The sequence below is a fragment of the Noviherbaspirillum sp. FW303-A3 genome (genome assembly GCF_058788695.1).
Map to the genome: position 1 here is coordinate 1,351,504 of NZ_JBYTAZ010000001.1, position 19,303 is coordinate 1,370,806.

At 59.5% G+C, this 19,303-nt stretch carries 22 protein-coding genes and 1 tRNA gene; 10 read left to right on the forward strand and 13 right to left on the reverse strand.

Going from position 1 to position 19,303, the window contains the following annotated elements; translation table 11 throughout:
• Positions 1-6: 6 nt before the first annotated feature.
• On the reverse strand, positions 7-1,908 hold the full coding sequence (locus AC3WOY_RS06580) for an ATP-binding cassette domain-containing protein (RefSeq protein ID WP_492421956.1): 1,902 nt from the start codon (positions 1,906-1,908) through the stop codon (positions 7-9).
• Positions 1,909-2,060: 152 nt separating this feature from the next.
• Between AC3WOY_RS06580 and AC3WOY_RS06585 the strand changes: the two genes are divergently transcribed.
• The 5 genes from AC3WOY_RS06585 to AC3WOY_RS06605 all read left to right on the forward strand — a co-directional run bounded on the left by AC3WOY_RS06585 (position 2,061) and on the right by AC3WOY_RS06605 (position 4,588).
• A tRNA-Arg gene (locus tag AC3WOY_RS06585) sits at positions 2,061-2,135 on the forward strand.
• A 114-nt stretch (positions 2,136-2,249) separates the two neighbouring features.
• Entirely contained in the window at positions 2,250-2,621 is a 372-nt protein-coding gene (locus AC3WOY_RS06590) for a hypothetical protein (RefSeq protein ID WP_492421958.1), read from the forward strand.
• Between the two features lie 105 nt (positions 2,622-2,726).
• Positions 2,727-2,900, forward strand: a complete 174-nt coding sequence (locus tag AC3WOY_RS06595; protein WP_492421960.1) for a hypothetical protein — start codon at positions 2,727-2,729, stop codon at positions 2,898-2,900.
• 443 nt (positions 2,901-3,343) lie between these two features.
• Entirely contained in the window at positions 3,344-3,646 is a 303-nt protein-coding gene (locus AC3WOY_RS06600) for a hypothetical protein (protein ID WP_492421962.1), read from the forward strand.
• A 90-nt stretch (positions 3,647-3,736) separates the two neighbouring features.
• Positions 3,737-4,588 (forward strand): fumarylacetoacetate hydrolase family protein, encoded by an 852-nt coding sequence (locus AC3WOY_RS06605; protein ID WP_492421964.1) that lies wholly within the window; start codon positions 3,737-3,739, stop codon positions 4,586-4,588.
• Between the two features lie 47 nt (positions 4,589-4,635).
• On the opposite strand, the gene maiA is transcribed toward AC3WOY_RS06605, so the two are convergent.
• The 6 genes from maiA to AC3WOY_RS06635 form a co-directional block, all read right to left on the reverse strand.
• Positions 4,636-5,292 (reverse strand): maleylacetoacetate isomerase, encoded by a 657-nt coding sequence (gene maiA, locus AC3WOY_RS06610; protein WP_492421966.1) that lies wholly within the window; start codon positions 5,290-5,292, stop codon positions 4,636-4,638.
• A 27-nt stretch (positions 5,293-5,319) separates the two neighbouring features.
• Entirely contained in the window at positions 5,320-6,015 is a 696-nt protein-coding gene (locus AC3WOY_RS06615) for a fumarylacetoacetate hydrolase family protein (protein WP_492421968.1), read from the reverse strand.
• A gap of 134 nt (positions 6,016-6,149) precedes the next feature.
• Positions 6,150-6,875 carry an ABC transporter ATP-binding protein gene (locus AC3WOY_RS06620; RefSeq protein ID WP_492421970.1) on the reverse strand — a complete coding sequence of 242 codons (726 nt, stop codon included), beginning with the start codon at positions 6,873-6,875 and terminating at the stop codon, positions 6,150-6,152.
• Positions 6,875-7,645, reverse strand: a complete 771-nt coding sequence (locus AC3WOY_RS06625; protein WP_492421972.1) for an ABC transporter ATP-binding protein — start codon at positions 7,643-7,645, stop codon at positions 6,875-6,877. The genes AC3WOY_RS06620 and AC3WOY_RS06625 overlap by 1 nt, the downstream gene beginning before the upstream one ends.
• 9 nt (positions 7,646-7,654) lie before the next feature.
• Entirely contained in the window at positions 7,655-8,875 is a 1,221-nt protein-coding gene (locus AC3WOY_RS06630) for an ABC transporter permease subunit (RefSeq protein ID WP_492421974.1), read from the reverse strand.
• Between the two features lie 11 nt (positions 8,876-8,886).
• Entirely contained in the window at positions 8,887-9,816 is a 930-nt protein-coding gene (locus tag AC3WOY_RS06635) for a branched-chain amino acid ABC transporter permease (protein WP_492421977.1), read from the reverse strand.
• Positions 9,817-10,119: 303 nt separating this feature from the next.
• Here AC3WOY_RS06635 and AC3WOY_RS06640 point away from each other — a divergent pair, with 303 nt between their 5' ends.
• Entirely contained in the window at positions 10,120-10,452 is a 333-nt protein-coding gene (locus AC3WOY_RS06640) for a hypothetical protein (protein WP_492421979.1), read from the forward strand.
• Positions 10,453-10,540: 88 nt separating this feature from the next.
• On the opposite strand, the gene ispH is transcribed toward AC3WOY_RS06640, so the two are convergent.
• Both ispH and AC3WOY_RS06650 read right to left on the reverse strand, forming a co-directional pair.
• A complete protein-coding gene (gene ispH, locus AC3WOY_RS06645; protein ID WP_492421981.1) occupies positions 10,541-11,482 on the reverse strand; it encodes a 4-hydroxy-3-methylbut-2-enyl diphosphate reductase in 942 nt (313 codons plus the stop codon).
• A 35-nt stretch (positions 11,483-11,517) separates the two neighbouring features.
• Positions 11,518-11,973, reverse strand: a complete 456-nt coding sequence (locus AC3WOY_RS06650) for an FKBP-type peptidyl-prolyl cis-trans isomerase (protein ID WP_492421983.1) — start codon at positions 11,971-11,973, stop codon at positions 11,518-11,520.
• Positions 11,974-12,144: 171 nt separating this feature from the next.
• Here AC3WOY_RS06650 and radC point away from each other — a divergent pair, with 171 nt between their 5' ends.
• The 4 genes from radC to AC3WOY_RS06670 all read left to right on the forward strand — a co-directional run bounded on the left by radC (position 12,145) and on the right by AC3WOY_RS06670 (position 14,523).
• Positions 12,145-12,819 (forward strand): RadC family protein, encoded by a 675-nt coding sequence (gene radC, locus AC3WOY_RS06655; RefSeq protein ID WP_492421988.1) that lies wholly within the window; start codon positions 12,145-12,147, stop codon positions 12,817-12,819.
• Between the two features lie 138 nt (positions 12,820-12,957).
• The gene (gene rpmB / locus AC3WOY_RS06660; protein ID WP_088708877.1) at positions 12,958-13,194 is read left to right on the forward strand and encodes a 50S ribosomal protein L28; all 237 of its coding nucleotides are present in this window, start codon (positions 12,958-12,960) and stop codon (positions 13,192-13,194) included.
• 23 nt (positions 13,195-13,217) lie between these two features.
• Positions 13,218-13,385, forward strand: coding sequence for a 50S ribosomal protein L33 (gene rpmG / locus AC3WOY_RS06665; protein WP_088708878.1), 168 nt, complete (start codon positions 13,218-13,220; stop codon positions 13,383-13,385).
• 118 nt (positions 13,386-13,503) lie between these two features.
• On the forward strand, positions 13,504-14,523 hold the full coding sequence (locus AC3WOY_RS06670; protein WP_492421991.1) for an IS110 family RNA-guided transposase: 1,020 nt from the start codon (positions 13,504-13,506) through the stop codon (positions 14,521-14,523).
• 328 nt (positions 14,524-14,851) lie between these two features.
• Here the strand turns inward: AC3WOY_RS06670 and AC3WOY_RS06675 are convergent, their stop codons facing one another.
• The 4 genes from AC3WOY_RS06675 to AC3WOY_RS06690 form a co-directional block, all read right to left on the reverse strand.
• Positions 14,852-16,045 (reverse strand): DesA family fatty acid desaturase, encoded by a 1,194-nt coding sequence (locus AC3WOY_RS06675; protein WP_492421993.1) that lies wholly within the window; start codon positions 16,043-16,045, stop codon positions 14,852-14,854.
• A gap of 113 nt (positions 16,046-16,158) precedes the next feature.
• Positions 16,159-17,496 carry a mechanosensitive ion channel family protein gene (locus tag AC3WOY_RS06680; RefSeq protein ID WP_492421995.1) on the reverse strand — a complete coding sequence of 446 codons (1,338 nt, stop codon included), beginning with the start codon at positions 17,494-17,496 and terminating at the stop codon, positions 16,159-16,161.
• Entirely contained in the window at positions 17,493-18,050 is a 558-nt protein-coding gene (locus tag AC3WOY_RS06685; protein ID WP_492421997.1) for a phospholipase D family nuclease, read from the reverse strand. The genes AC3WOY_RS06680 and AC3WOY_RS06685 overlap by 4 nt, the downstream gene beginning before the upstream one ends.
• Positions 18,047-19,303, reverse strand: coding sequence for an RsmB/NOP family class I SAM-dependent RNA methyltransferase (locus tag AC3WOY_RS06690; RefSeq protein WP_492421999.1), 1,257 nt, complete (start codon positions 19,301-19,303; stop codon positions 18,047-18,049). Before AC3WOY_RS06690 ends, AC3WOY_RS06685 begins: the two co-directional genes overlap by 4 nt.

Sequence of the window (19,303 nt, forward strand, 5' to 3'; positions counted from 1 at the left end):
ACCGGCTCAGCCTTTCGCCTTCGCTTCGATCGCTTCCCATTTTTCGAGGTTTTCCATCAGCAGCTCGTCGATTTCGGCAAAGCGCGCGTTGAGCTTTTGCACCTCGTCCGGCCGCTGGCGGTACAGTTCCGGATCGGCAAGCTGCTCCGATATGGTTTTCTGCTCTACCTCGAGGGCGGCGATCAGGCCCGGCAGCGTTTCCAGTTCGCGCTGCTCCTTGTAGCTCAGTTTCTTTGATTTCTGCGCGGCGGGCTTGTCGGCAGGCTTGCTGTCCGGTTTGGCCGCCTGCTTTGCCGGTACGCCCTGCTGGCTTGCTGCGCGCACACGCTCCCAGTCGGTATAGCCGCCGACATATTCGCGCCACAGGCCATCGCCTTCGGCGACGATGACTTGCGTGACCACGTTGTCGAGGAACATGCGGTCGTGACTGACAAGGAACACCGTCCCGCTGTAGTCCTCCAGCAATTCTTCGAGCAGTTCGAGCGTGTCGATGTCGAGGTCGTTGGTCGGTTCGTCCAGCACGAGGGCATTGGCCGGACGGGCGAACAGGCGCGCGAGGAGCAGCCTGTTGCGCTCGCCGCCGGAGAGCGACTTGACCGGCGAGCGCGCGCGTTCCGGCGCGAAGAGGAAATCGCCGAGATAGCTCATCACATGCTTGCGTTGGCCATTGATTTCAACCCAGTCGCTGCCCGGCGAAATGGTGTCCGCGAGGCTGGCCTCTTCGTTCAATTGCGTGCGCATCTGGTCGAAATAGGCAACCTGCAGCCGCGCTCCCTGCCGCACCGTGCCCGCATCGGGGGCCTCCTCGCCGAGGATCAGCTTGAGCAGCGTCGTCTTGCCGGCGCCGTTCGGGCCGATCAGGCCAACCTTGTCGCCGCGAAGGATGGTGGCGCTGAAGTCGCGCACGATGGTCTTGTCGCCGTAACTTTTATGGATATCGGTCAGCTCGGCGACGATCTTCCCGGAGCGTTCTCCCTCCGACACATCCAGCCTCACCTGCCCCTGCTGATCCCGGCGGACACTGCGCTTGACGCGCAATTCCTCGAGACGGCGCACGCGCCCCTCGTTGCGGGTGCGCCGCGCTTCGACGCCCTTGCGAATCCACACCTCCTCCTGCGCGAGGAACTTGTCGAACTTGGCGTTCTCGACTGCCTCGATTTCCAGCAGCTCGGCCTTGCGCGCCTGGTAGGTGCTGAAATTCCCGGGGAAGGAGAGCAGCCGGCCGCGATCGAGTTCCACGATGCGGGTCGCGACGTTGTCGAGGAAGGATCGGTCGTGCGTGATGAACAGGATGCTGCCCTTGTATTCGCGCAGCAAGGCTTCCAGCCAGATGATGGAATTGAAATCGAGGTGATTGGTCGGCTCGTCGAGCAGCAGGACGTCCGGCGCACCGACCAGTGCACGCGCAAGTGCGACGCGCTTCTGCGTGCCGCCGGACAGTGTGCCGATCACAGCATCCTTGTCGAGATTCAGCCGCGCGAGAATGGTTTCCACACGGTTGCCGAGGTTCCACGCGTCGGCGGCATCGAGTTTCGCCTGCAGTGCGTGCATCCGTTCCATCAGTGCGTCGTCTTCATGGCCGCCGAGCCGGGCCGTCAGGTCGTTGTACTCGTCGAGAAGCTGTTGTGTGCCGCCCATCCCCGCCGCGACGGCGTCGAACACGCTCGCTCCCTCCTCGAACGCAGGCTCCTGCTCGACATAGGCAATCTTGAGTCCCTGCTGCATGACGAGCAGGCCGTCATCGAGCTTCGATGTACCGGAGATGATTTTCAGGAGGGAGGACTTGCCGGTGCCGTTGCGGCCGATCAGGCCGACGCGCTCGCTGGCTTCAAGGGAAAATTCTGCATGGTCAAGCAGGGCGACATGCCCAAAAGCGAGCTGGGCATTGGTAAGGGAAATGACTGCCATAGATAAGGTCGTTGACGGCGCCGACGAAGGTCCGGACAGCCGAAATGAGAGAAGAAGCATGCATTGTACCGACTCGCGATAACGGAAAGATCATTTGGCGCGTCCGTCTCGGCTATAATCCTGCCTTGGCTGCCATGCAGCCGGTCAAGCGTCTCGCCGTAGTTCAATGGATAGAACGAGTGCCTCCTAAGCGCTAGATACAGGTTCGATTCCTGTCGGCGGGACCAATTCCCCTTCTTTCGCCCCCGCGCCCTTCCCCCCTGATGAAAGTGTAACCACGGGTAACTTTCGCTCGCTGGTACTGCAGGCTTCCTATAATCAGGAGTGGGAGAATCCGAATCATGACCAGACTGCTTGCACCATCCGCCCTCACACTCGCCATGCTGCTGACGGGTTGCGCGACGTATGAATCGCAACCGGGATACCGTGTAACCGCGACGGAATACAGCCATGGGCCGGTCACTTACTACTCCACGCCTCCCGCTTACTATGCGGTTCCCGCACCCGCACCGGTGTACACCGTCCCGCAGGTGTATGCAGCGCCACCGGTCTATATTGCCCCGGCGCCCTCGTTCAACATGCACATACAATCCGGCCCGGGTTTTCGACGGTCTCCACACGGCCACGGCCCGCGGCAGCGGCTCCGCTCCGGAAACGCTGCCGAGTCGCAAGTTGGCGGGCCAGGCTGGACTGGCACCGTCTGGAGTCGTTAAACCTCGTTACAACCCGCAGTGCCTCTTGGTAGCCAATGACCAAGCTCAAGGCATGAGCCCCCCTCGGCAGTAATATGACTCTGTTCACTTTCAACAGAGTTACACATGCCGACGACACCAAACCAGAAGCAAGGCTCCCCTGCCCTATCCCTTGAGGAACCCATCGAATCCTCGCCTGCGGAGACAACCGAGCAGGCGGATTTCCCTGAAGGCGTATCCGAAGTATCCAAGCGTCTCAACCTGCTCGGCAAGCTCATCATCCCGCCTGACCCACGTTAGGGCAGTGTTACTCACATAAACTGTGGCCAACTCTGTGGACAAGTGTCCCGAATGCAGTGCATGTACATGATTTTCATAAGTTTTTTCATATTGACGAAATTCAAGGCACGCAATGCAGTGTACGGGGCAACGGATAGCCGCAGCCCGAAACTTTGCGCGCCGGGGTCAACCTAACGATCTGGAAAGCGGTCACCAGTCTGCTTTTCAGAAGGAGGTCAAAGATGAAAATCCCGTTCGTGATCATGTCGATGGAAGGCGCCATGCCGGCATGGCGTGTCGCCGGTATTCCTGGTGCTGTAACAACGCCTCGTCCACACTGAGACCGGCGCCCGCGAGTACGATGCTCCAGAATGCCGTTCGTGATGGCCGATTCCGCTGACCATTGCCCCTTCCTTTGCACCCGATTCCCCCGATAACCGTTCCCGCCTCCAGGAGGAGATCGCGTGATTCGCTTATGGAAAATGCTGGCATCGCTTGCCTTCGGGACGATTTGCCTTTCCAGCATACTTGCCCAGGTCGAACGGACCGGCGACACCTATGTGGAGACGATGCAGGTGATCAGGGATGCATCCTCGCACGCACAATACCGTGCGTTGGAAAGAGAGGCTCATGCCGTCTTCCGGGCAACGATTGCGCGATGCCGCCGCATGCAGGATCCGCAATTCAGCGACTGCACGAAAGAAGCCCGGGCTCACCTGTTTGACGAACTCTCCGAAGCCAAGCGCATCAGCGACACAGGCTTGTAAGGGGCCTCACTGCGACATGGACAAGCATGCGCGCAGCCCCTATATTGCAAACTCCAAACCATTCCCTACGGAAACCATCAAGGAGATTGCATGAAACTGGCGCGCTACGGCCGCATCGGCAAGGAAAAACCCGGATTGATCGACGAACAGGGCAGGCTGCGCGATCTGTCCGGCGTGGTGGATGACATCGGGGCCGAGCAGCTTTCCGACAAGGCGCTGGCCCGGATCGCGAAGATCAAACCTGAATCACTGCCCCTCGTACGCGGCAATCCGCGGCGCGGTGTTCCCGTGAGCGGGGTGGGGAAGTTCATCGGTATCGGCTTGAACTACTCCGACCATGCGGCAGAGGCCGGCATGCCGATCCCGAAGGAGCCGATCGTGTTCATGAAGGCGACCTCGTGCCTGTCCGGCCCCAACGATGACATCATGCTGCCCAAAGGCTCGAAGAAGACCGACTGGGAAGTCGAGCTCGGTGTCGTGATCGGGACCGTCGCGCGCTCGGTCAGCGAGAAAGACGCGCTTTCCCATGTTGCAGGCTATTGCATCGTGAACGACGTCTCCGAACGCGAGTACCAGCTGGAGCGCGGATCGCAATGGGACAAGGGCAAGGGCTGCGATACCTTCGGCCCCGTCGGCCCGTGGCTGGTGACGCGCGATGAAGTGCCGAATCCGCAACGACTGGAACTCTGGCTCGACCTGAACGGCAAGCGCGTCCAGTCGGGCAATACACGGACCATGATTTTTTCTGTCGCGAAGATTGTCAGCTACGTCAGCCGCTTCATGACCCTCATGCCCGGCGACATCATCACCACCGGCACACCGCCCGGCGTTGGCATGGGCATGAAGCCGCAGCTGTTCCTGAAGCGCGGCGATGAACTTGTGCTGGGAATCGATGGCCTCGGCGAGCAGCGCCAGGCCGTGATTGCATACAAGGCGGGATGATCTTCAAGGGCGGCATGCATCGGGCATTGCCGTCCTTTCCATGAAAGCTACTCGGCGTCTGGCTGGTTCGCCGGCGCCGCCTTCGCAAACGTCTCCAGGGCGAGGCAGGCGTCATTGATCCGCATGACGGTCGGCATTGCGGACAGGTCGCAATTCAATCGCTGGGCATTGGCAATCTGCGGGACAAGGCAACAATCCGCGAGCGTCGGCATGTCGCCGTAGCAGAACCGGCCGGTGCGACTGTCGCGCGACAGTGTCGCTTCCAGTGCCGCCAGTCCCTGCTCGCACCAGTGCCTGTACCACGCGTTCTTGTCGTCCTCGCTGACCTTCAGGTTACGGACGAGGTAGCGCAGCACGCGGAGATTGTTGATCGGATGGATGTCGCAGGCGATCGAGAGTGCGATGCCACGCACATGCGCGCGGTCGAGCGGGTCTTGCGGCAGCAGCGGCGGCGACGGATGCGTCTCGTCGAGATACTCGATGATGGCAAGCGATTGTGTGAGCGCCCTCTCCTCGCCGTCGACTTCGTCCACCAGCGCCGGTACCAGCGCGTCCGGATTCAGTTTCCGGTACTCCGGGCTGAACTGTTCACCGCCGTTGCGCAGCAGGTGGACAGGGACCACCTCATAAGGCAGTCCCTTCAGGTTCAGGGCAATACGCACGCGGTAGGACGCGGAACTGCGGAAGTAGCTGTACAGTTTCATGCCATTGCTCCTGGCCTGTTATATGACTTAAACGATCCTGACCTTCAGTTCGCCCAGGCCTGCAATCGCGCCTTCGAGGAGGTCGCCCTGCTTCACCGCCGCGACGCCTTCCGGCGTGCCGGTGAAGATGAGGTCGCCGGGACGCAGCGCGTAGAACTTCGACAGGTGCTCGATCGTCTCGGCCACGTTCCAGATCAGTTTTTCGACGTCGCTCTTCTGGCGGCCTGCGCCGTTCACGTCCAGGCGGATTTCGCCCTTTGTGAAATGCCCGGTTTCGGAAACGGGATGGATCGGCGCGATGGGCGCGGAGAAATCGAAACCCTTGCCGGTACACCACGGGCGTCCCAGCTTCTTCGCTTCACCCTGAAGGTCGCGGCGCGTCATGTCGAGGCCGACTGCATAACCCCAGATGTGCTGCAATGCGTCCGCTGCCGCGATATTCTTGCCGCCCTTGCCGATGGCGACAACCAGTTCGATTTCATGGTGCAGGTCGCCGGTCATCGGCGGATAGGGCATCTCACCGACCGAACCGTGCGGAATCGGAAGTACGGCGTCGGCAGGCTTCATGAAGAAGAACGGCGCCTCCCTTCCGGTACCGCCCATTTCCTTTGCATGCTCGACATAATTACGCCCGACGCAGTAGATACGATGGACCGGAAAAACGGCATCGCTGCCGGCAACGGGAACGGCAGCAACAGTTGGTTGGGGAATGACAAATTGCATGATGGGCTCCTTGTTATTTCCTGATTATGCCATCGCTAAAACACGCGCGCCGGGAGCTGGCAGGCGCAAAGAAAAACCGCCTTGTCGAACAATCGAGCAAGGCGGTTTCGATGACGCGGATGCGATGCTTTACATCAGCCTTCGCCGAGGTAAGCCTCGCGCACCTTCGGATCGTCGAGCATGTCCTTGGCGTTGCCGGTCATGGTGATGAGGCCGGAGTCCATCACGTAGCCGCGGTGCGCCGCCTGCAGTGCCAGCTTCGCATTCTGCTCGACGAGCAGGATGGTCACGCCCTGGGCCGACACGTTGCGCACCACTTCGAAGATCTTCTCGACCATGATCGGCGACAGGCCCATCGACGGCTCATCCAGCAGCAACAGCTTCGGATGGCTCATCAATGCGCGTGCCATCGCCAGCATCTGCTGCTCACCGCCCGACAGCGTGCCGGCGAGCTGTGCGGAACGTTCCTTCAGGCGTGGGAACACGCCGAACCACTTGTCGATGTCGGCCTGGATGCCATCCTTGTCGTTGCGGATGTAGGCGCCCATCATCAGGTTTTCCAGGATGGTCATGCGGGTGAACACGCCGCGGCCTTCCGGCACCATCGCCAGCTTGTTCTTCACCAGTTCGAACGACTTGGTGCCCTGGATCTGGCTGCCGGAGTAATGGATCTGTCCTTCGACCTTGCAGCCCGGCAGCGTGTTGGTGATGGCCTTGAGCGTCGTGGTCTTGCCTGCGCCATTGGCGCCGATCAGCGTGACGAGCTCGCCCTTGTTGACTTCAAGATCGACGCCCTTGACTGCCTGGATGCCGCCGTAGGCGATCTTCAGGCCGCTGATCTTCAGAATGTTTTCGCTCATTAGTGAGACCCTCCCAAGTATGCCTCGATCACAGCCGGGTTCTTTTGCACCTCGGCCGGTGCGCCTTCCGCAATCGGTTTGCCGTAGTCCAGAACCGTGAGGCGGTCGCAGAGTCCCATCACCAGTTTCACATCGTGTTCGATCAGCAGGATCGTCTTGCCTTCCGCCTTGATCTTGACCAGCAGTTCGCGCAGCGCGAGCTTCTCGGTCGCGTTCATGCCGGCGGCCGGTTCGTCCAGTGCCAGCAGTTGCGGTTCAGTTGCCAGTGCGCGTGCAATCTCCAGGCGACGCTGGTCGCCGTAGGAGAGATGCCTGGAGGTGCGGTTTGCGAATTGCGCAATGCCGACGAAATCCAGCAGCTCCATGGCGCGACGGCGGATCGATGCTTCCTCCTCGCGTGCGGCCTTGTGATGCAGCACGGCGCCCAGCACGCCCTGCTTGGTACGCACGTGACGGCCGACCATCACGTTTTCCAGGGCGGACATCTCGCCAAACAGGCGGATGTTCTGGAAGGTACGCGCGATACCGGCCTTGGCCACTTCGTGCGGCGCGGACGGCGAATACGGCTTGCCCGCCAGTTCGAAGCTGCCGGTGTCCGGTTGGTACAGGCCGGTGATCACATTGAAGAACGTTGTCTTGCCGGCACCGTTCGGACCGATCAGGCCGTAAATCTGGCCGCGCATGATCTTGACGTTGACGTCCGACAGCGCCTGCAGGCCGCCGAAGCGCTTGTTGACACCTGCGATATTCAGAATGGTTTGTTCGCTCATGAAAGTTCCTTATGCAGCCAGCGCCGCCGGTTCTTTTTCGTCGTGACGCTTCTTGGCATTGGCGTCCATGCGGTCTTCGTGCTGCGGCGACGGCCACAGTCCGGCCGGGCGGTACAGCATGATCACGACCATGGCCAGGCCGTACAGCAGCTGGCGCAGGACTTCTGCGTCGATCAGCACGGCACCGAACAGCTTGCGCTGCAGCGGTTCAACGACGTGGCGCAGGACTTCCGGCAGCGCAGCGAGAATGACGCCACCCAGCACGACACCCGGAATGTGGCCGATGCCGCCGAGCACCACCATCGCGAGCACGGCGATCGATTCCATCAGCGAGAACGATTCCGGCGAGATGAAGCCTTGGAAGGAAGCGAACATTGCGCCGGAAATGCCGCCGAAGGAGGCGCCCATGGCGAAGGCGAGCAGCTTGATGTTGCGGGTGTTGATGCCCATTGCCTTGGCAGCGATTTCGTCTTCGCGGATCGCGACGAATGCACGGCCCAGACGGGAATGCGTCAGGCGAATGGAGATGAAGATGATCGCGCCGCACAGTGCCAGGAACAGGAAGTAGTACGCGTTCACGGACGGCATGGAGAGGCCGAGGAACTTCACCGTGGCATTCGATCCCGGTTCGCCGGCGAGCGATACGCCGAAGATGCGGATCGGGTCGATCAGGTTGATCCCCTGCGGACCGTTCGTGATGTTGACCGGCGCATTCAGGTTGTTCATGAAGATACGGATGATTTCGCCGAAACCGAGGGTCACGATGGCGAGGTAATCACCGCGCAGCTTCAGGGTTGGCGCACCGAGCAGCGCGCCGAAGAAGGCTGCCAGGGCTGCGCCCAGCGGCACGATCATCCAGACCGAGAGATGGATGCCGTTCTTCGCGGCTTCTTCTCCCACCATCCAGGTCAGCGCTTCACCGATCATCGGGTACTGGTTGACGAAGGATTCGAGCACCGTTGCGAACTGCGGCGATGCCAGCAGGCCGGTCATGTAGGCACCCAGCGCGTAGAACGCGATGTAACCGAGATCCAGCAGGCCGGCCATGCCGACCACGATGTTCAGGCCGAGCGCCAGCATGATATACAGCAGCGCCAGGTCCATGATGCGCACCCAGGAATTGCCGAAGTTCATGGCAATAAAGGGGAAGGCCATCAATACGATGCCCAGGATGGCAAAGCTCGTGTAGGCCTTGCGCGGATTCTGTTTAACGTCGAATAGTGTTGACATGAAGGTCTCCTTTACGCACGGTCCGCAACACGTTCACCCATGATGCCGGACGGACGCAATGTGAGTACGATGATAAGCACGACGAATGCAAAGATGTCCTGGTAGTGGCTGCCGAGGAAGCCGCCGGTCAGGTCGCCGATGTAGCCGGCGCCGAGGCTTTCGATCAGGCCGAGCAGGATGCCGCCGACCATCGCACCGTAGATGTTGCCGATACCGCCAAGCACCGCTGCGGAGAATGCCTTCAGGCCGGGAACGAAGCCCATCGCGAACTGTGCGGAAGAATAGTTGGCGCCCCACATCACGCCGGCGACGGCAGCCAGTGCCGCACCGATCGCGAAGGTCATCACGATGACCTTGTTGGCGTCGACGCCCATGAGCCCGGCAACGCGCGGATTCTCTGCGGTGGCGCGCATCGCGCGTCCCATGCGGGTACGTTCGACGAGGAGAACCAGTCCGATCATCGCGGCGGTGGCGAGGACGAGCAGCATGACCTGCGTCGGCGAAATCAGCGCGCCGCCAATGGTGAATGGATCGGACGGCATGACCTGCGGGAAGGGGATCGGGCTGCGGCCCCAGATCATCATGGCGAAGGTCTGCAGCAGGATCGACACGCCGATCGCCGTGATCAGCGGGGCCAGGCGCGGCGCATTGCGCAGGCGGCGATACGCGACACGTTCGATGATGATATTGACGACGATGCAGACCGGAATGGCGCCGACAATCGCGATGCCCAGCTTGACGATGCCGGGCAGGTCGGGGGCGACCGTTTGCAGGATCTTGAGGATGGTGACGCCCATCATGGCGCCAATCATCAACACATCGCCATGCGCGAAGTTGATCAGATTCAGAACGCCGTACACCATCGTGTACCCGAGCGCGACCAGCGCATACATACTGCCTAGCACCAGTCCGTTGATGATTTGTTGGATAAATGTATCCATGGTTTGCCTACTCTCTATAAAGATCGTTCAAATCGGTCTGCAACTTCATTGCGGGAAGCAATGTGCAATCGCAGCAATTCGATTCAGATAACAAAAACGGCACCCGGGGGAATGCCTCGAGGTGCCGCATGGAAAATTCATTGTTTATCTGTAAAGAATCGCAGCGAAAATGCGAATAGCGGGGGTGGTCTGGATGCGCATGATCGTGTCTCCTTTGCCGTCTTCGGTAAAAAACTTTTTTAGTTAAGCGTTGCCTTTTGAGCGCACCTGAACCGGGCGGCATTATACCGAACCTGTTCTCATATGAAACATTCATTGCGACATCTTTACGCAAATCGCTGCGAAAGCAACAACAATTCCACCGAACTGTTGGAACCCTTGCAACGATTGGCGTTCCCTGCCGCCCTCACCGCCCACTCTGCAAACACTTCGCGCCGTTCTGACATGGCGACGCGTGTTATCTACTTTATATTCAAAAATGCAAAAAACTTCCTGAATATTTGCGGAGCGATTCGTCAGTACGCTTCATTGGCTGCGCCCTGCATGCGCCGCCGCTTTGCATATGCTCTCGAGGCCATGTCTGCGGCAGTGCTGCTTGCACCTGCAATGACATTGTCATTGCAGGCTGCATCATAACGATGAAAGCAAAAAACAATTGATGGAAATATGGGAACCCGTCTGAATTAAATTCCGGGGTGTTGCGCGCACCGAAGCAGGCAATTGCTCAGTCTGCGCGTGCTGCCGTCAAACCTTTTGGCATGGGGAAAGTCACATTTTCTTCTACGCCTGGCAGGGGGCGCACACTCTTTGCGCCGAGTTCCTTGAGACGGTCGATGACCGCCTGGACCAGCACCTCCGGGGCGGAGGCGCCGGCAGTCACACCGATGCGGGCGGCATTTGCAATCCAGGCAGGATTGATCTGGTCGGCGTTATCGACCATGTAGGCGGCGGCGCCCTTCTTTTCAGCGACCTCGCGCAAGCGGTTGGAGTTGGAGCTGTTCGGGCTGCCGACAACCACGACCACTTCCACTTGCGGCGCCATGAACTTGACGGCTTCCTGGCGGTTGGTCGTGGCGTAGCAGATATCCCCCTTCTTCGGCTCGGAAATACTGGGAAAACGGCGCTTGAGCGCGGCAATGATGTCAGCCGTGTCGTCCACGGACAGCGTGGTCTGGGAGACGTAGGCGAGCATGTCCGGATTGGAGACCTGCAGCGTCTCGACATCTGCGACATTTTCGACCAGATACATGCCCTCCTCCGCCTGTCCCATCGTGCCTTCCACCTCAGGATGCCCGTCGTGGCCGATCATGATGATTTCGCGCCCTTCTCTGCGCATCTTGGCGACCTCGACATGCACCTTGGTCACCAGCGGGCACGTAGCATCGAAGACGCGCAGTCCGCGCGCTTCCGCCTCTTGCTGGACGGCTTTCGAAACGCCGTGCGCGGAAAAGATCACCGTATTCCCGGCAGGCACTTCATCGAGCTCTTCGATGAAGATCGCTCCCTTGGTACGCAGGTCGTTGACCACATAGGCGTTATGCACGATCTCGTGACGCACATAGATCGGCGCGCCGAATTCCGCAATGGCGCGCTCGACGATTTCGATCGCACGGTCGACGCCGGCGCAAAAGCCGCGCGGCTGTGCAAGCAGGATTTCCTTATCCATTTCTGAACAACCTTCAGGAATTACAAAAGCAATCGTTACAGTATGCCGATAATCCGGACTTCGAACTTCAAGGTCTGCCCGGCGAGCGGATGATTGAAGTCAAACAAGGCGCTGTCGGCGTCGATGGCGCGCAACACGCCGGCAAATTGCCCGCCGCTGGGCGCATTGAACTCCACGAGGTCGCCCACAACGTATTCATCGCCGCCACCCGAGTTCTCGTCGAGCATAGCACGCGAAAGACGCTGGATCAGGTCTGGATTACGCGGGCCGAATGCCTTCTCCGGCGGCAGTTCGAACACGGTATGCGCACCTTCCTGCATGCCGAGGAGGCAATCCTCCAGGAACGGGGCGAGCTGGCCGGTACCAAGCTGAAGCGTGGCAGGCTTCTCTTCGAACGTACTAACAATGTTATTACCGTCGGCCGACGCCAGGCGGTAATGCAGGGTCAGGTAGGACGTAGGAGTGACGACGGGGACGGAAGGATTGGACATGGGAATTCAGGTTCAAATGGGAACCCGATATTGTATGCCACGATGGCAGCAGGTCGCCGCTTTTCGGCAATTGTCTGCGCTTACCCAAGAAAACATGGCATCCCAGAAAGTTATATTTATTGCAATTATTTCCTTATAATTGTCTTCCCTCGACTTGCACCTTCCCATCTCATGGCAATTACTGATTGGCCCGAAGACCAGCGCCCGCGCGAACGACTCGTCAAACACGGCCCGCAAACCCTATCGGATGCCGAACTGCTTGCCGTGTTCCTGCGGGTGGGCGTAAGCGGCAAGAGCGCCGTGGACCTGGGACGGGACATGATTGCGCATTTCGGCTCCCTGAACGGCCTGTTCTCGGCGAACCTGCCGGAATTCTCGAAACTGCATGGACTCGGTCCCGCGAAGTACGCCCAATTGCAGGCCGTGATGGAACTTGCCCGCCGTTCGATCACCGAAGAATTGCGCGCCGGCGAAACGCTCGGTTCACCACAGGCAGTGAAGCAATACCTGCAACTGCTTCTAGCACGACACTCGTATGAATCCTTCGCCGTCCTGTTCCTGGACGTGAAAAACCGCCTCATCGCGTCAGAAGAGCTCTTTCGCGGAACGCTGACGCATACGAGCGTTTATCCACGCGAAGTCGTGAAGGCTGCCCTGGCCCACAACGCCGCGGCGGTCATCATTGCACACAACCACCCTTCCGGCACGCCGGAACCGAGCGCGGCAGATCGTACGCTGACACTCGCACTCAAGCAGGCACTGGCGCTCGTGGATATCCGGCTGCTCGATCATTTCGTCGTCGCAGGACGGCATGTTTATTCATTTGCAGAGCATGGAGAAGCATGAATTACCATAAGCACTTAAATGTTAAATTTAACGATATTTTCAAGACACAATTGTTTTTCGCAAGTCATTGAAAACTCACATTTTTTTGGCTATACTCTCGTTTTTTCCAAATTCTGGAATCTTTTTAAGGAGTAAACCATGGCACGTGTTTGCCAAGTCACCGGGAAGGGGCCGATGGTCGGCAACAACGTTTCCCATGCGAACAACAAGACCAAGCGTCGCTTCCTGCCGAACCTGCAGAACCGCCGCATCTTCGTTGAATCCGAAAACCGCTGGGTTTCCCTGCGCATCTCCAACGCCGGCCTGCGCGTGATCGACAAGATCGGTATCGACGCAGTCCTCGCCGACATGCGTGCTCGCGGCGAGAAAGTCTAAGCGGAACCTAACAGGAAATCATCATGGCAAAATCTAACCGCGACAAAATCAAGCTGGAATCGACCGCAGGTACCGGTCACTTCTACACCACCACGAAGAACAAGCGCACCATGCCGGAAAAAATGTCGATCATGAAGTTCGACCCGAAGGCACGCAAGCACGTGGAATACAAAGAGACCAAGATCAAGTAATCGATCCGGTTTCGCATCAAAACAAAAACCCCGCAATGCGGGGTTTAATGAGATGGTCACCCTCCACCCTATCAGCGACTACGCTAGTAGGGTGTTTTTACTTGGAGCGGAGATCATCATGGAAGACGTAACGCTGATTGGTATTGACCTTGGGAAGCATTCTTTCCACCTGCACGGCCAGGATCGCCGCGGCAAAGCCGTCTTTCGCAAGAAGTTCTCCCGCAAGCAACTGCTTGAGTTCCTTGCAACGTTCCAACCCTGCACTATCGTAATGGAAGCGTGCGCCGGCGCTCACCATATGGCCCGGCACCTGGCTTCATTTGGACACGATGTGAAGCTTATCAATCCCCAATTCGTCCGCCCCTTCGTTAAGGGCAACAAGAACGATTTCATCGACGCCGAAGCGATCTGTGAAGCGGCGTCGCGCCCCAACATGCGTTTCGTTACACCGAAGACGGAAGCCCAGCAGGTGCTGGGCGCGTTGCACCGAGTGCGAGAATCCTTGGTGCGCGACAAGGTCAAGACGACCAACCAGATCCACGGCTTCCTGCTGGAATTCGGCATCAGCCTCCCCATTGGTCAAGCCGTTATCACCCGTCTATGTTCCGTGCTGGCAGAACACCGACTGCCAGCACGGCTGGTATCCCTGCTGGAACGACTGCATGCTCATTACAAATACCTGGTGGAACAGATTATCGAAGTGGAGAAGGAACTGGTTCGGCAATTGGCCGACGATGACCTGGGCCAACGTCTGCTGGTGGTTCCAGGGCTGGGCCCGATTACGGCGAGCCTCCTGTCGGCGGAGGTTGGGGACGGCAAGCAGTATCGCTGCAGCCGCGACTTTGCCGCATCAATTGGGCTGGTACCGCGACAGTATAGTACTGGTGGCAAGGCCAACCTGCTCGGCATCAGCAAGCGTGGCGACAAGCACCTTCGGCAGTTGTTAGTGCAATGCGCCCGTGCCTATATGCAGCGCCTTGACCGACAAACCGGTCGCCTCGCAGAGTGGGTACGCGAGCTGCTGTTGCGGCGCCATTCCAATGTAGTTGCCTGCGCACTGGCCAACAAGCTGGCGCGCATGGCGTGGTCGATGGCAGCCAAGCATACCCAATACCGGACCGAGGGTGCCGTAGCATAATTCCCGGTCCATCCTGCAGTAGATTTGACACACCCAACTGGTTTTGCGACTGAAGAAATTGGATGACATGAACGGCACACCGGCCTGACGGACAACCTGTCAAATAAATGGGCTCTTTGAAGCCGCGGGTTTTTTTAGGACTGTCAGGCGCGATTCTCATCGTGGCGCGGAGCACTGCTCCAAATGACGCCGGATAGATTTATGCAAGCCACTTCATATCGTCTGAACTCCCAGTTGCAAATAGGAGGGTGACCATAGATTTTGTTTGGTGCATAAAAACGCGGCCAGAAAATTCCTCGGCCGCGTTTTGCATTAAAGCAGCGCGGTATCAGGCGTAACTGCGCAGACGCGACGAGAACTCCTGCAGCGACTTGATACCGGACGCTTCGGCACGCACACACCAGTCCTGCAACTGCTGCAGCAACTGCTCGCGGCTGGAATTCGAACGTTCCCAGATCGCGCCGAGTTCGACACGCATCTCGTGCATGGTCTTCAGTGCCTTGCTGTGGACGAACAGTTCGGTCAACTGCTGCTTCTGCGGTGCCTCCAGCTTTGCAGGCTCGCGCTGCAGCAGCTTCTTGGCATTCTTCAGAAACTTGGCCTCCAGATTGGCCTTGTCCTTCAGATCGGCGATTTCATCACGCCATGCGCTCTTGACGGACTTGGCGTATGTCGCCATCACGTCGTAGCGGTTGGCGATCACGGATTGCAAGGTTTCGAAATCGGCCACGAGTTTCTGGCGGTCGAACTTGGGCTCGGGGGCGACCTTCTTCACCTTGGCCAGGCCCAGCGTCTCGAGGATGCGGATATACAGCCAGCCGATATCGAACTCGTACCACTTGGACGAGAGCTTGGCAGAAGTGCCGTAGGTGTGATGATTGTTGTGAAGTTCCTCACCACCGATGATGATCCCGAGCGGGAAGATGTTGGTCGATGCATCGATGCAATCGTAATTGCGGTAGCCCCAGTAATGGCCGATGCCGTTGATGATGCCGGCGGCGGTAATGGGGATCCAGAGCATCTGCACTGCCCAGACCGTCAGACCGATTGCGCCAAACAGCATGACGTCGATGATCAGCATCAGGCCCACGCCCTGCCAGCTGTACTTGGTGTAAAGGTTGTGCTCGATCCAGTCGTCCGGCGTGCCGTGGCCGTACTTCTCCATGGTTTCACGGTTCTTCGACTCGGCGCGGTACAGTTCCGCGCCTTCCAGCAGTACCTTTTTGATGCCGCGTGTCTGCGGGCTGTGCGGGTCTTCTTCGGTTTCGCACTTGGCGTGATGCTTGCGGTGGATCGCCGCCCATTCTTTCGTGACCATGCCGGTCGTCATCCAGAGCCAGAAGCGGAAGAAGTGGCTGGGAATGGCATGCAGTTCAAGTGCGCGGTGCGCCTGGCAACGGTGCAGAAAGATGGTCACGCTGGCGATCGTAATGTGCGTCACCACAAGCGTGAAGACAAGGACTTCCCAGCCGGAAGCGCCGGTCAGTCCATGGGATAAAAAGTTGAGTACTGCATCGAGCATTGTGTGTCCAGTCTTTGAGTTTCAGTTGGAATGCATCCGGAAATAGCGCTGGAAGCGTTCTGTCAGCCAAAAACCGACCTCCTGCATGCATATCGGCCCCGATTGTACGCTTTTTACGACGCTCCGGTGGCGCGTACGGCTGGCAACGTTGAGGTTTCGGCACCCGCGGACTGGTCGAGCAGCCGGATTTCGCGCTGCGGATAAGGAATCTGGATGCCATGTTGTTGCAATTGTTTCCAGATGGCGCGGTTCACGTCGGACAGCACGCCGGACCTTCCGTTTTCCGGATCCGCAATCCACCACCCGACTTCGACCTCAAAACCGTCGGCATCGAAGCGCAGGAGGAAGGCCTGCGGCGCCGGATCCTTGACTACCCGGTCCACGCCGGCCGCCGTTTCTTCCAGCAGTTTCAGCACGGAATCGATATCGCTTTGATAAGAAACCGACAGCTTGGTGGACATCCTGAGCATACGGTCGCTCAATGAATAATTCTGGACGGGGCCGGACAGCAACATTTCATTTGGAACAACGGTTTCAATGCCGTCCATACTGCGTACAACGGTATAGCGGGTATTGATCTGCGTGACCTGCCCGTAATACTTGTCCACGTTGACGAGGTCGCCGATGGCGAGGCTGCGTTCGATCAGGATCACGAAGCCGGAAACATAGCTGCTGACGATCTTTTGCAAGCCGAGGCCGAGGCCCACGCCCAGCGCGCCGCCGAACACGGACAGGACCGTCAGGTCGATCCCGACCAGCGACAGGCTGATCAGCACGGCGAGAAGGATCAACACCGCGCGTCCAAGGCGGGCGGTGACCGCACGCAGCGAGGAATGGACCGCATCCATCCGCATCAGCCGCTCCTCGAGCACGGCGCCGGCCCAGAGGGCCAGGATCAGGGTGACGATCACCGACGCAGCCGCCTGGACGATAACGAGCAGCGAGGTCTTGTGACGTCCGACCGGAACCTGTGTCTGATCCAGGAAGCCGACCAGTTCGGGCCACAGCCCGGTAATGTAGAGTGCCACGCCACCCCAGACGATGGTGGCGAACACCTTTTCGAATGTCAGCAGGACCCTACCCGCCTTCCCGCCACGCGCGAAAATACGGCGCAGCACGTAGAAGGCCAGACGGATCAGGGCAAACGAGCCTACGAGCGGAATGGCGACGCGCAGCAGGTTCACGTTCTGCCATTGTTCGAGCATGAGCTTGGCGACGGCGATCAGCGACAGCGCCACAAGCGGTGCGAGTACGCTGGCAAAGCTCTCGACGCCGAGCCGCATCACACGCAGCTGCATGTCCTGCGCGGCCAGGCGGTTGCGCAATATGCGTCCAAGTGCCCAGCCGAGTGCAAGGCAGGCGACCAGCGCGGTAAGCTGCCAGAGCAGTCCGGGGTCGCGCAGGTCGGTCCACAAGTCTGTCAGCAGGTTCGAGAGCAGGTTCTGTTTCATTTCTTGAAGGGTGTCGCCTCTTGCCGGTGCCGCTCCCAGTTCTCCGCGTAGCGGGAGGCAAGCGCCGGATTGTTGCGTGCAATAAGAATGTTTTCGGCGTTCTTGTGCTGCGCCGTCCAGGTGAAATTGAAGCTGCCGGTAATCACCGTAGCCGCCGGCCCGCCCGCGTCCACGACGATGAGTTTGTTGTGGGCGTTCTGGTAGCGGGTTTCAATCCATACCGGCACACCGGCGGAGGATAGTTCCGACGCCATCGACGACGGCACCTTTTCCAGCTGGCCGGCATCGACGAGCACGCGCACGTCGATGCCCCGCCTGTGAGCCGCCACAAGGCTAGTCGCGATCTTTTTGCTGGTCAACAGGTAAGCCTGGACAAGGACCTGCCTGCGGGCGCCGGCGACGACGTCGATCACGGCTGACTCGACATCGTCCCAGGGAGCAAACAGCGGTTGCAGGGAGCCCTGCGCAGGATGCGAGACTCCCGTGGCATGGGCCGCGCCGGACAGCGCGGCCAGCATGCAGATTACCGAGGCAACGAGCGCCCGCCGGATCATTTCCTGCGCTCGAAGACGGCGGCGAAGAAGCCGTCGGTCTGGTGAATGTGCGGATACAGTTTGAGGTAGTCGCCCATCTCCAGCGCCACCTTCTGCTCGGCGAGCACATCCTTCATCGGGACGAGCGCGAAGTCGGCGTGCTCCGCCAGGAATTGCGCGGCGATCGCATCGTTTTCCTCGTCGAGCAGGCTGCAGGTTGCATAGACGAGCCGGCCACCGGGTTTCACGAGGCGCGCGGCGCTGGACAGGATGGCGGCCTGCTTGGCATTGAGTTCCAGGACCGATTCCGGCGTCTGCCGCCATTTCATGTCCGGATTGCGGCGCAGGGTGCCGAGGCCGCTGCAAGGGGCATCGACGAGGACGCGGTCGATCTTGGCCGCCAGGCGTTTGATCTTGGCATCGTTTTCATGGGCGATGACGACCGGATGCACGTTCGACAGGCCGCTGCGCGCCAGGCGCGGCTTCAGTTTTGCCAGCCGTTTTTCCGAGACGTCGAAGGCGTACAGGCGACCTGTATTGCGCATCATGGCGCCAAGTGCAAGCGTCTTGCCGCCGGCACCGGCGCAGAAGTCCGCGACCATTTCGCCGCGCTTGGCGCCGACGATCTGCGCCAGGAGCTGGCTGCCCTCGTCCTGCACCTCGATCGAGCCATCCTTGAACAGTGGCAGGTTCTGCAGCGCCGGCTTCTTGTGCAGCCGAAGGCCGAACGGCGCGTAAGGCGTGGGCTCGCAGACAATTGGCGCCTTGGCCAGTTCGGCGATGACGTCATCCCGCTTGGCCTTGAGTGCGTTGACGCGCAGGTCTAGCGGCGCGGGACGGTTGAGTGCTTCGGCAAGCTGCAAGGCCGCGGCTTCGCCGTCCTGCGCCACCAGCTTGTCGTACAGCCATTGCGGGAAGTTGGCGCGAAGGGCGACCGGAAGCGCATTACGGTCGATCTGGGCGATTCGCTGGAGCCAGTCCGCCTCTGCCGTTTCCAGCCCGCCAAGCGCATCGGCGCCGACGACGTCGGCCAGTCCGAGGAGGGCAAGCCGGCGCATGGCGGGACCGTGTCCGGATTCGGAGAAACTCGCATAACTGAGCTTGTTGCGGAGGACGGCGTAGACGCCCTCGGCGACGGCGCTGCGCTCGCGCGGGCCGAGCTTCGGATGTTCGCGGAAGTAGCGGGACAGGATGACGTCGGCCGGACCGGCAAAACGCAGGATTTCTCTCAATGCGTCTTCGGTATGGCCCACGACTGCGGGGTGCAATCTCAT

What these genes read in the sequence shown, in the direction of transcription:
- ispH (WP_492421981.1), bottom strand. Translation starts at nt 11,482, where the DNA reads ATGGATAAGGAAATCCTGCTTGCACAGCCGCGCGGCTTTTGCGCCGGC.
- AC3WOY_RS06630 (WP_492421974.1), bottom strand. Translation starts at nt 8,875, where the DNA reads ATGTCAACACTATTCGACGTTAAACAGAATCCGCGCAAGGCCTACACG.
- AC3WOY_RS06650 (WP_492421983.1), bottom strand. Translation starts at nt 11,973, where the DNA reads ATGTCCAATCCTTCCGTCCCCGTCGTCACTCCTACGTCCTACCTGACC.
- AC3WOY_RS06590 (WP_492421958.1), top strand. Translation starts at nt 2,250, where the DNA reads ATGACCAGACTGCTTGCACCATCCGCCCTCACACTCGCCATGCTGCTG.
- AC3WOY_RS06680 (WP_492421995.1), bottom strand. Translation starts at nt 17,496, where the DNA reads ATGAAACAGAACCTGCTCTCGAACCTGCTGACAGACTTGTGGACCGAC.
- maiA (WP_492421966.1), bottom strand. Translation starts at nt 5,292, where the DNA reads ATGAAACTGTACAGCTACTTCCGCAGTTCCGCGTCCTACCGCGTGCGT.
- rpmG (WP_088708878.1), top strand. Translation starts at nt 13,218, where the DNA reads ATGGCAAAATCTAACCGCGACAAAATCAAGCTGGAATCGACCGCAGGT.
- AC3WOY_RS06595 (WP_492421960.1), top strand. Translation starts at nt 2,727, where the DNA reads ATGCCGACGACACCAAACCAGAAGCAAGGCTCCCCTGCCCTATCCCTT.
- AC3WOY_RS06640 (WP_492421979.1), top strand. Translation starts at nt 10,120, where the DNA reads ATGAAACATTCATTGCGACATCTTTACGCAAATCGCTGCGAAAGCAAC.
- AC3WOY_RS06620 (WP_492421970.1), bottom strand. Translation starts at nt 6,875, where the DNA reads ATGAGCGAAAACATTCTGAAGATCAGCGGCCTGAAGATCGCCTACGGC.
- AC3WOY_RS06675 (WP_492421993.1), bottom strand. Translation starts at nt 16,045, where the DNA reads ATGCTCGATGCAGTACTCAACTTTTTATCCCATGGACTGACCGGCGCT.
- AC3WOY_RS06670 (WP_492421991.1), top strand. Translation starts at nt 13,504, where the DNA reads ATGGAAGACGTAACGCTGATTGGTATTGACCTTGGGAAGCATTCTTTC.
- AC3WOY_RS06605 (WP_492421964.1), top strand. Translation starts at nt 3,737, where the DNA reads ATGAAACTGGCGCGCTACGGCCGCATCGGCAAGGAAAAACCCGGATTG.
- AC3WOY_RS06685 (WP_492421997.1), bottom strand. Translation starts at nt 18,050, where the DNA reads ATGATCCGGCGGGCGCTCGTTGCCTCGGTAATCTGCATGCTGGCCGCG.
- AC3WOY_RS06615 (WP_492421968.1), bottom strand. Translation starts at nt 6,015, where the DNA reads ATGCAATTTGTCATTCCCCAACCAACTGTTGCTGCCGTTCCCGTTGCC.
- AC3WOY_RS06625 (WP_492421972.1), bottom strand. Translation starts at nt 7,645, where the DNA reads ATGAGCGAACAAACCATTCTGAATATCGCAGGTGTCAACAAGCGCTTC.
- rpmB (WP_088708877.1), top strand. Translation starts at nt 12,958, where the DNA reads ATGGCACGTGTTTGCCAAGTCACCGGGAAGGGGCCGATGGTCGGCAAC.
- AC3WOY_RS06635 (WP_492421977.1), bottom strand. Translation starts at nt 9,816, where the DNA reads ATGGATACATTTATCCAACAAATCATCAACGGACTGGTGCTAGGCAGT.
- AC3WOY_RS06580 (WP_492421956.1), bottom strand. Translation starts at nt 1,908, where the DNA reads ATGGCAGTCATTTCCCTTACCAATGCCCAGCTCGCTTTTGGGCATGTC.
- radC (WP_492421988.1), top strand. Translation starts at nt 12,145, where the DNA reads ATGGCAATTACTGATTGGCCCGAAGACCAGCGCCCGCGCGAACGACTC.
- AC3WOY_RS06690 (WP_492421999.1), bottom strand. Translation starts at nt 19,303, where the DNA reads ATGAGATTGCACCCCGCAGTCGTGGGCCATACCGAAGACGCATTGAGA.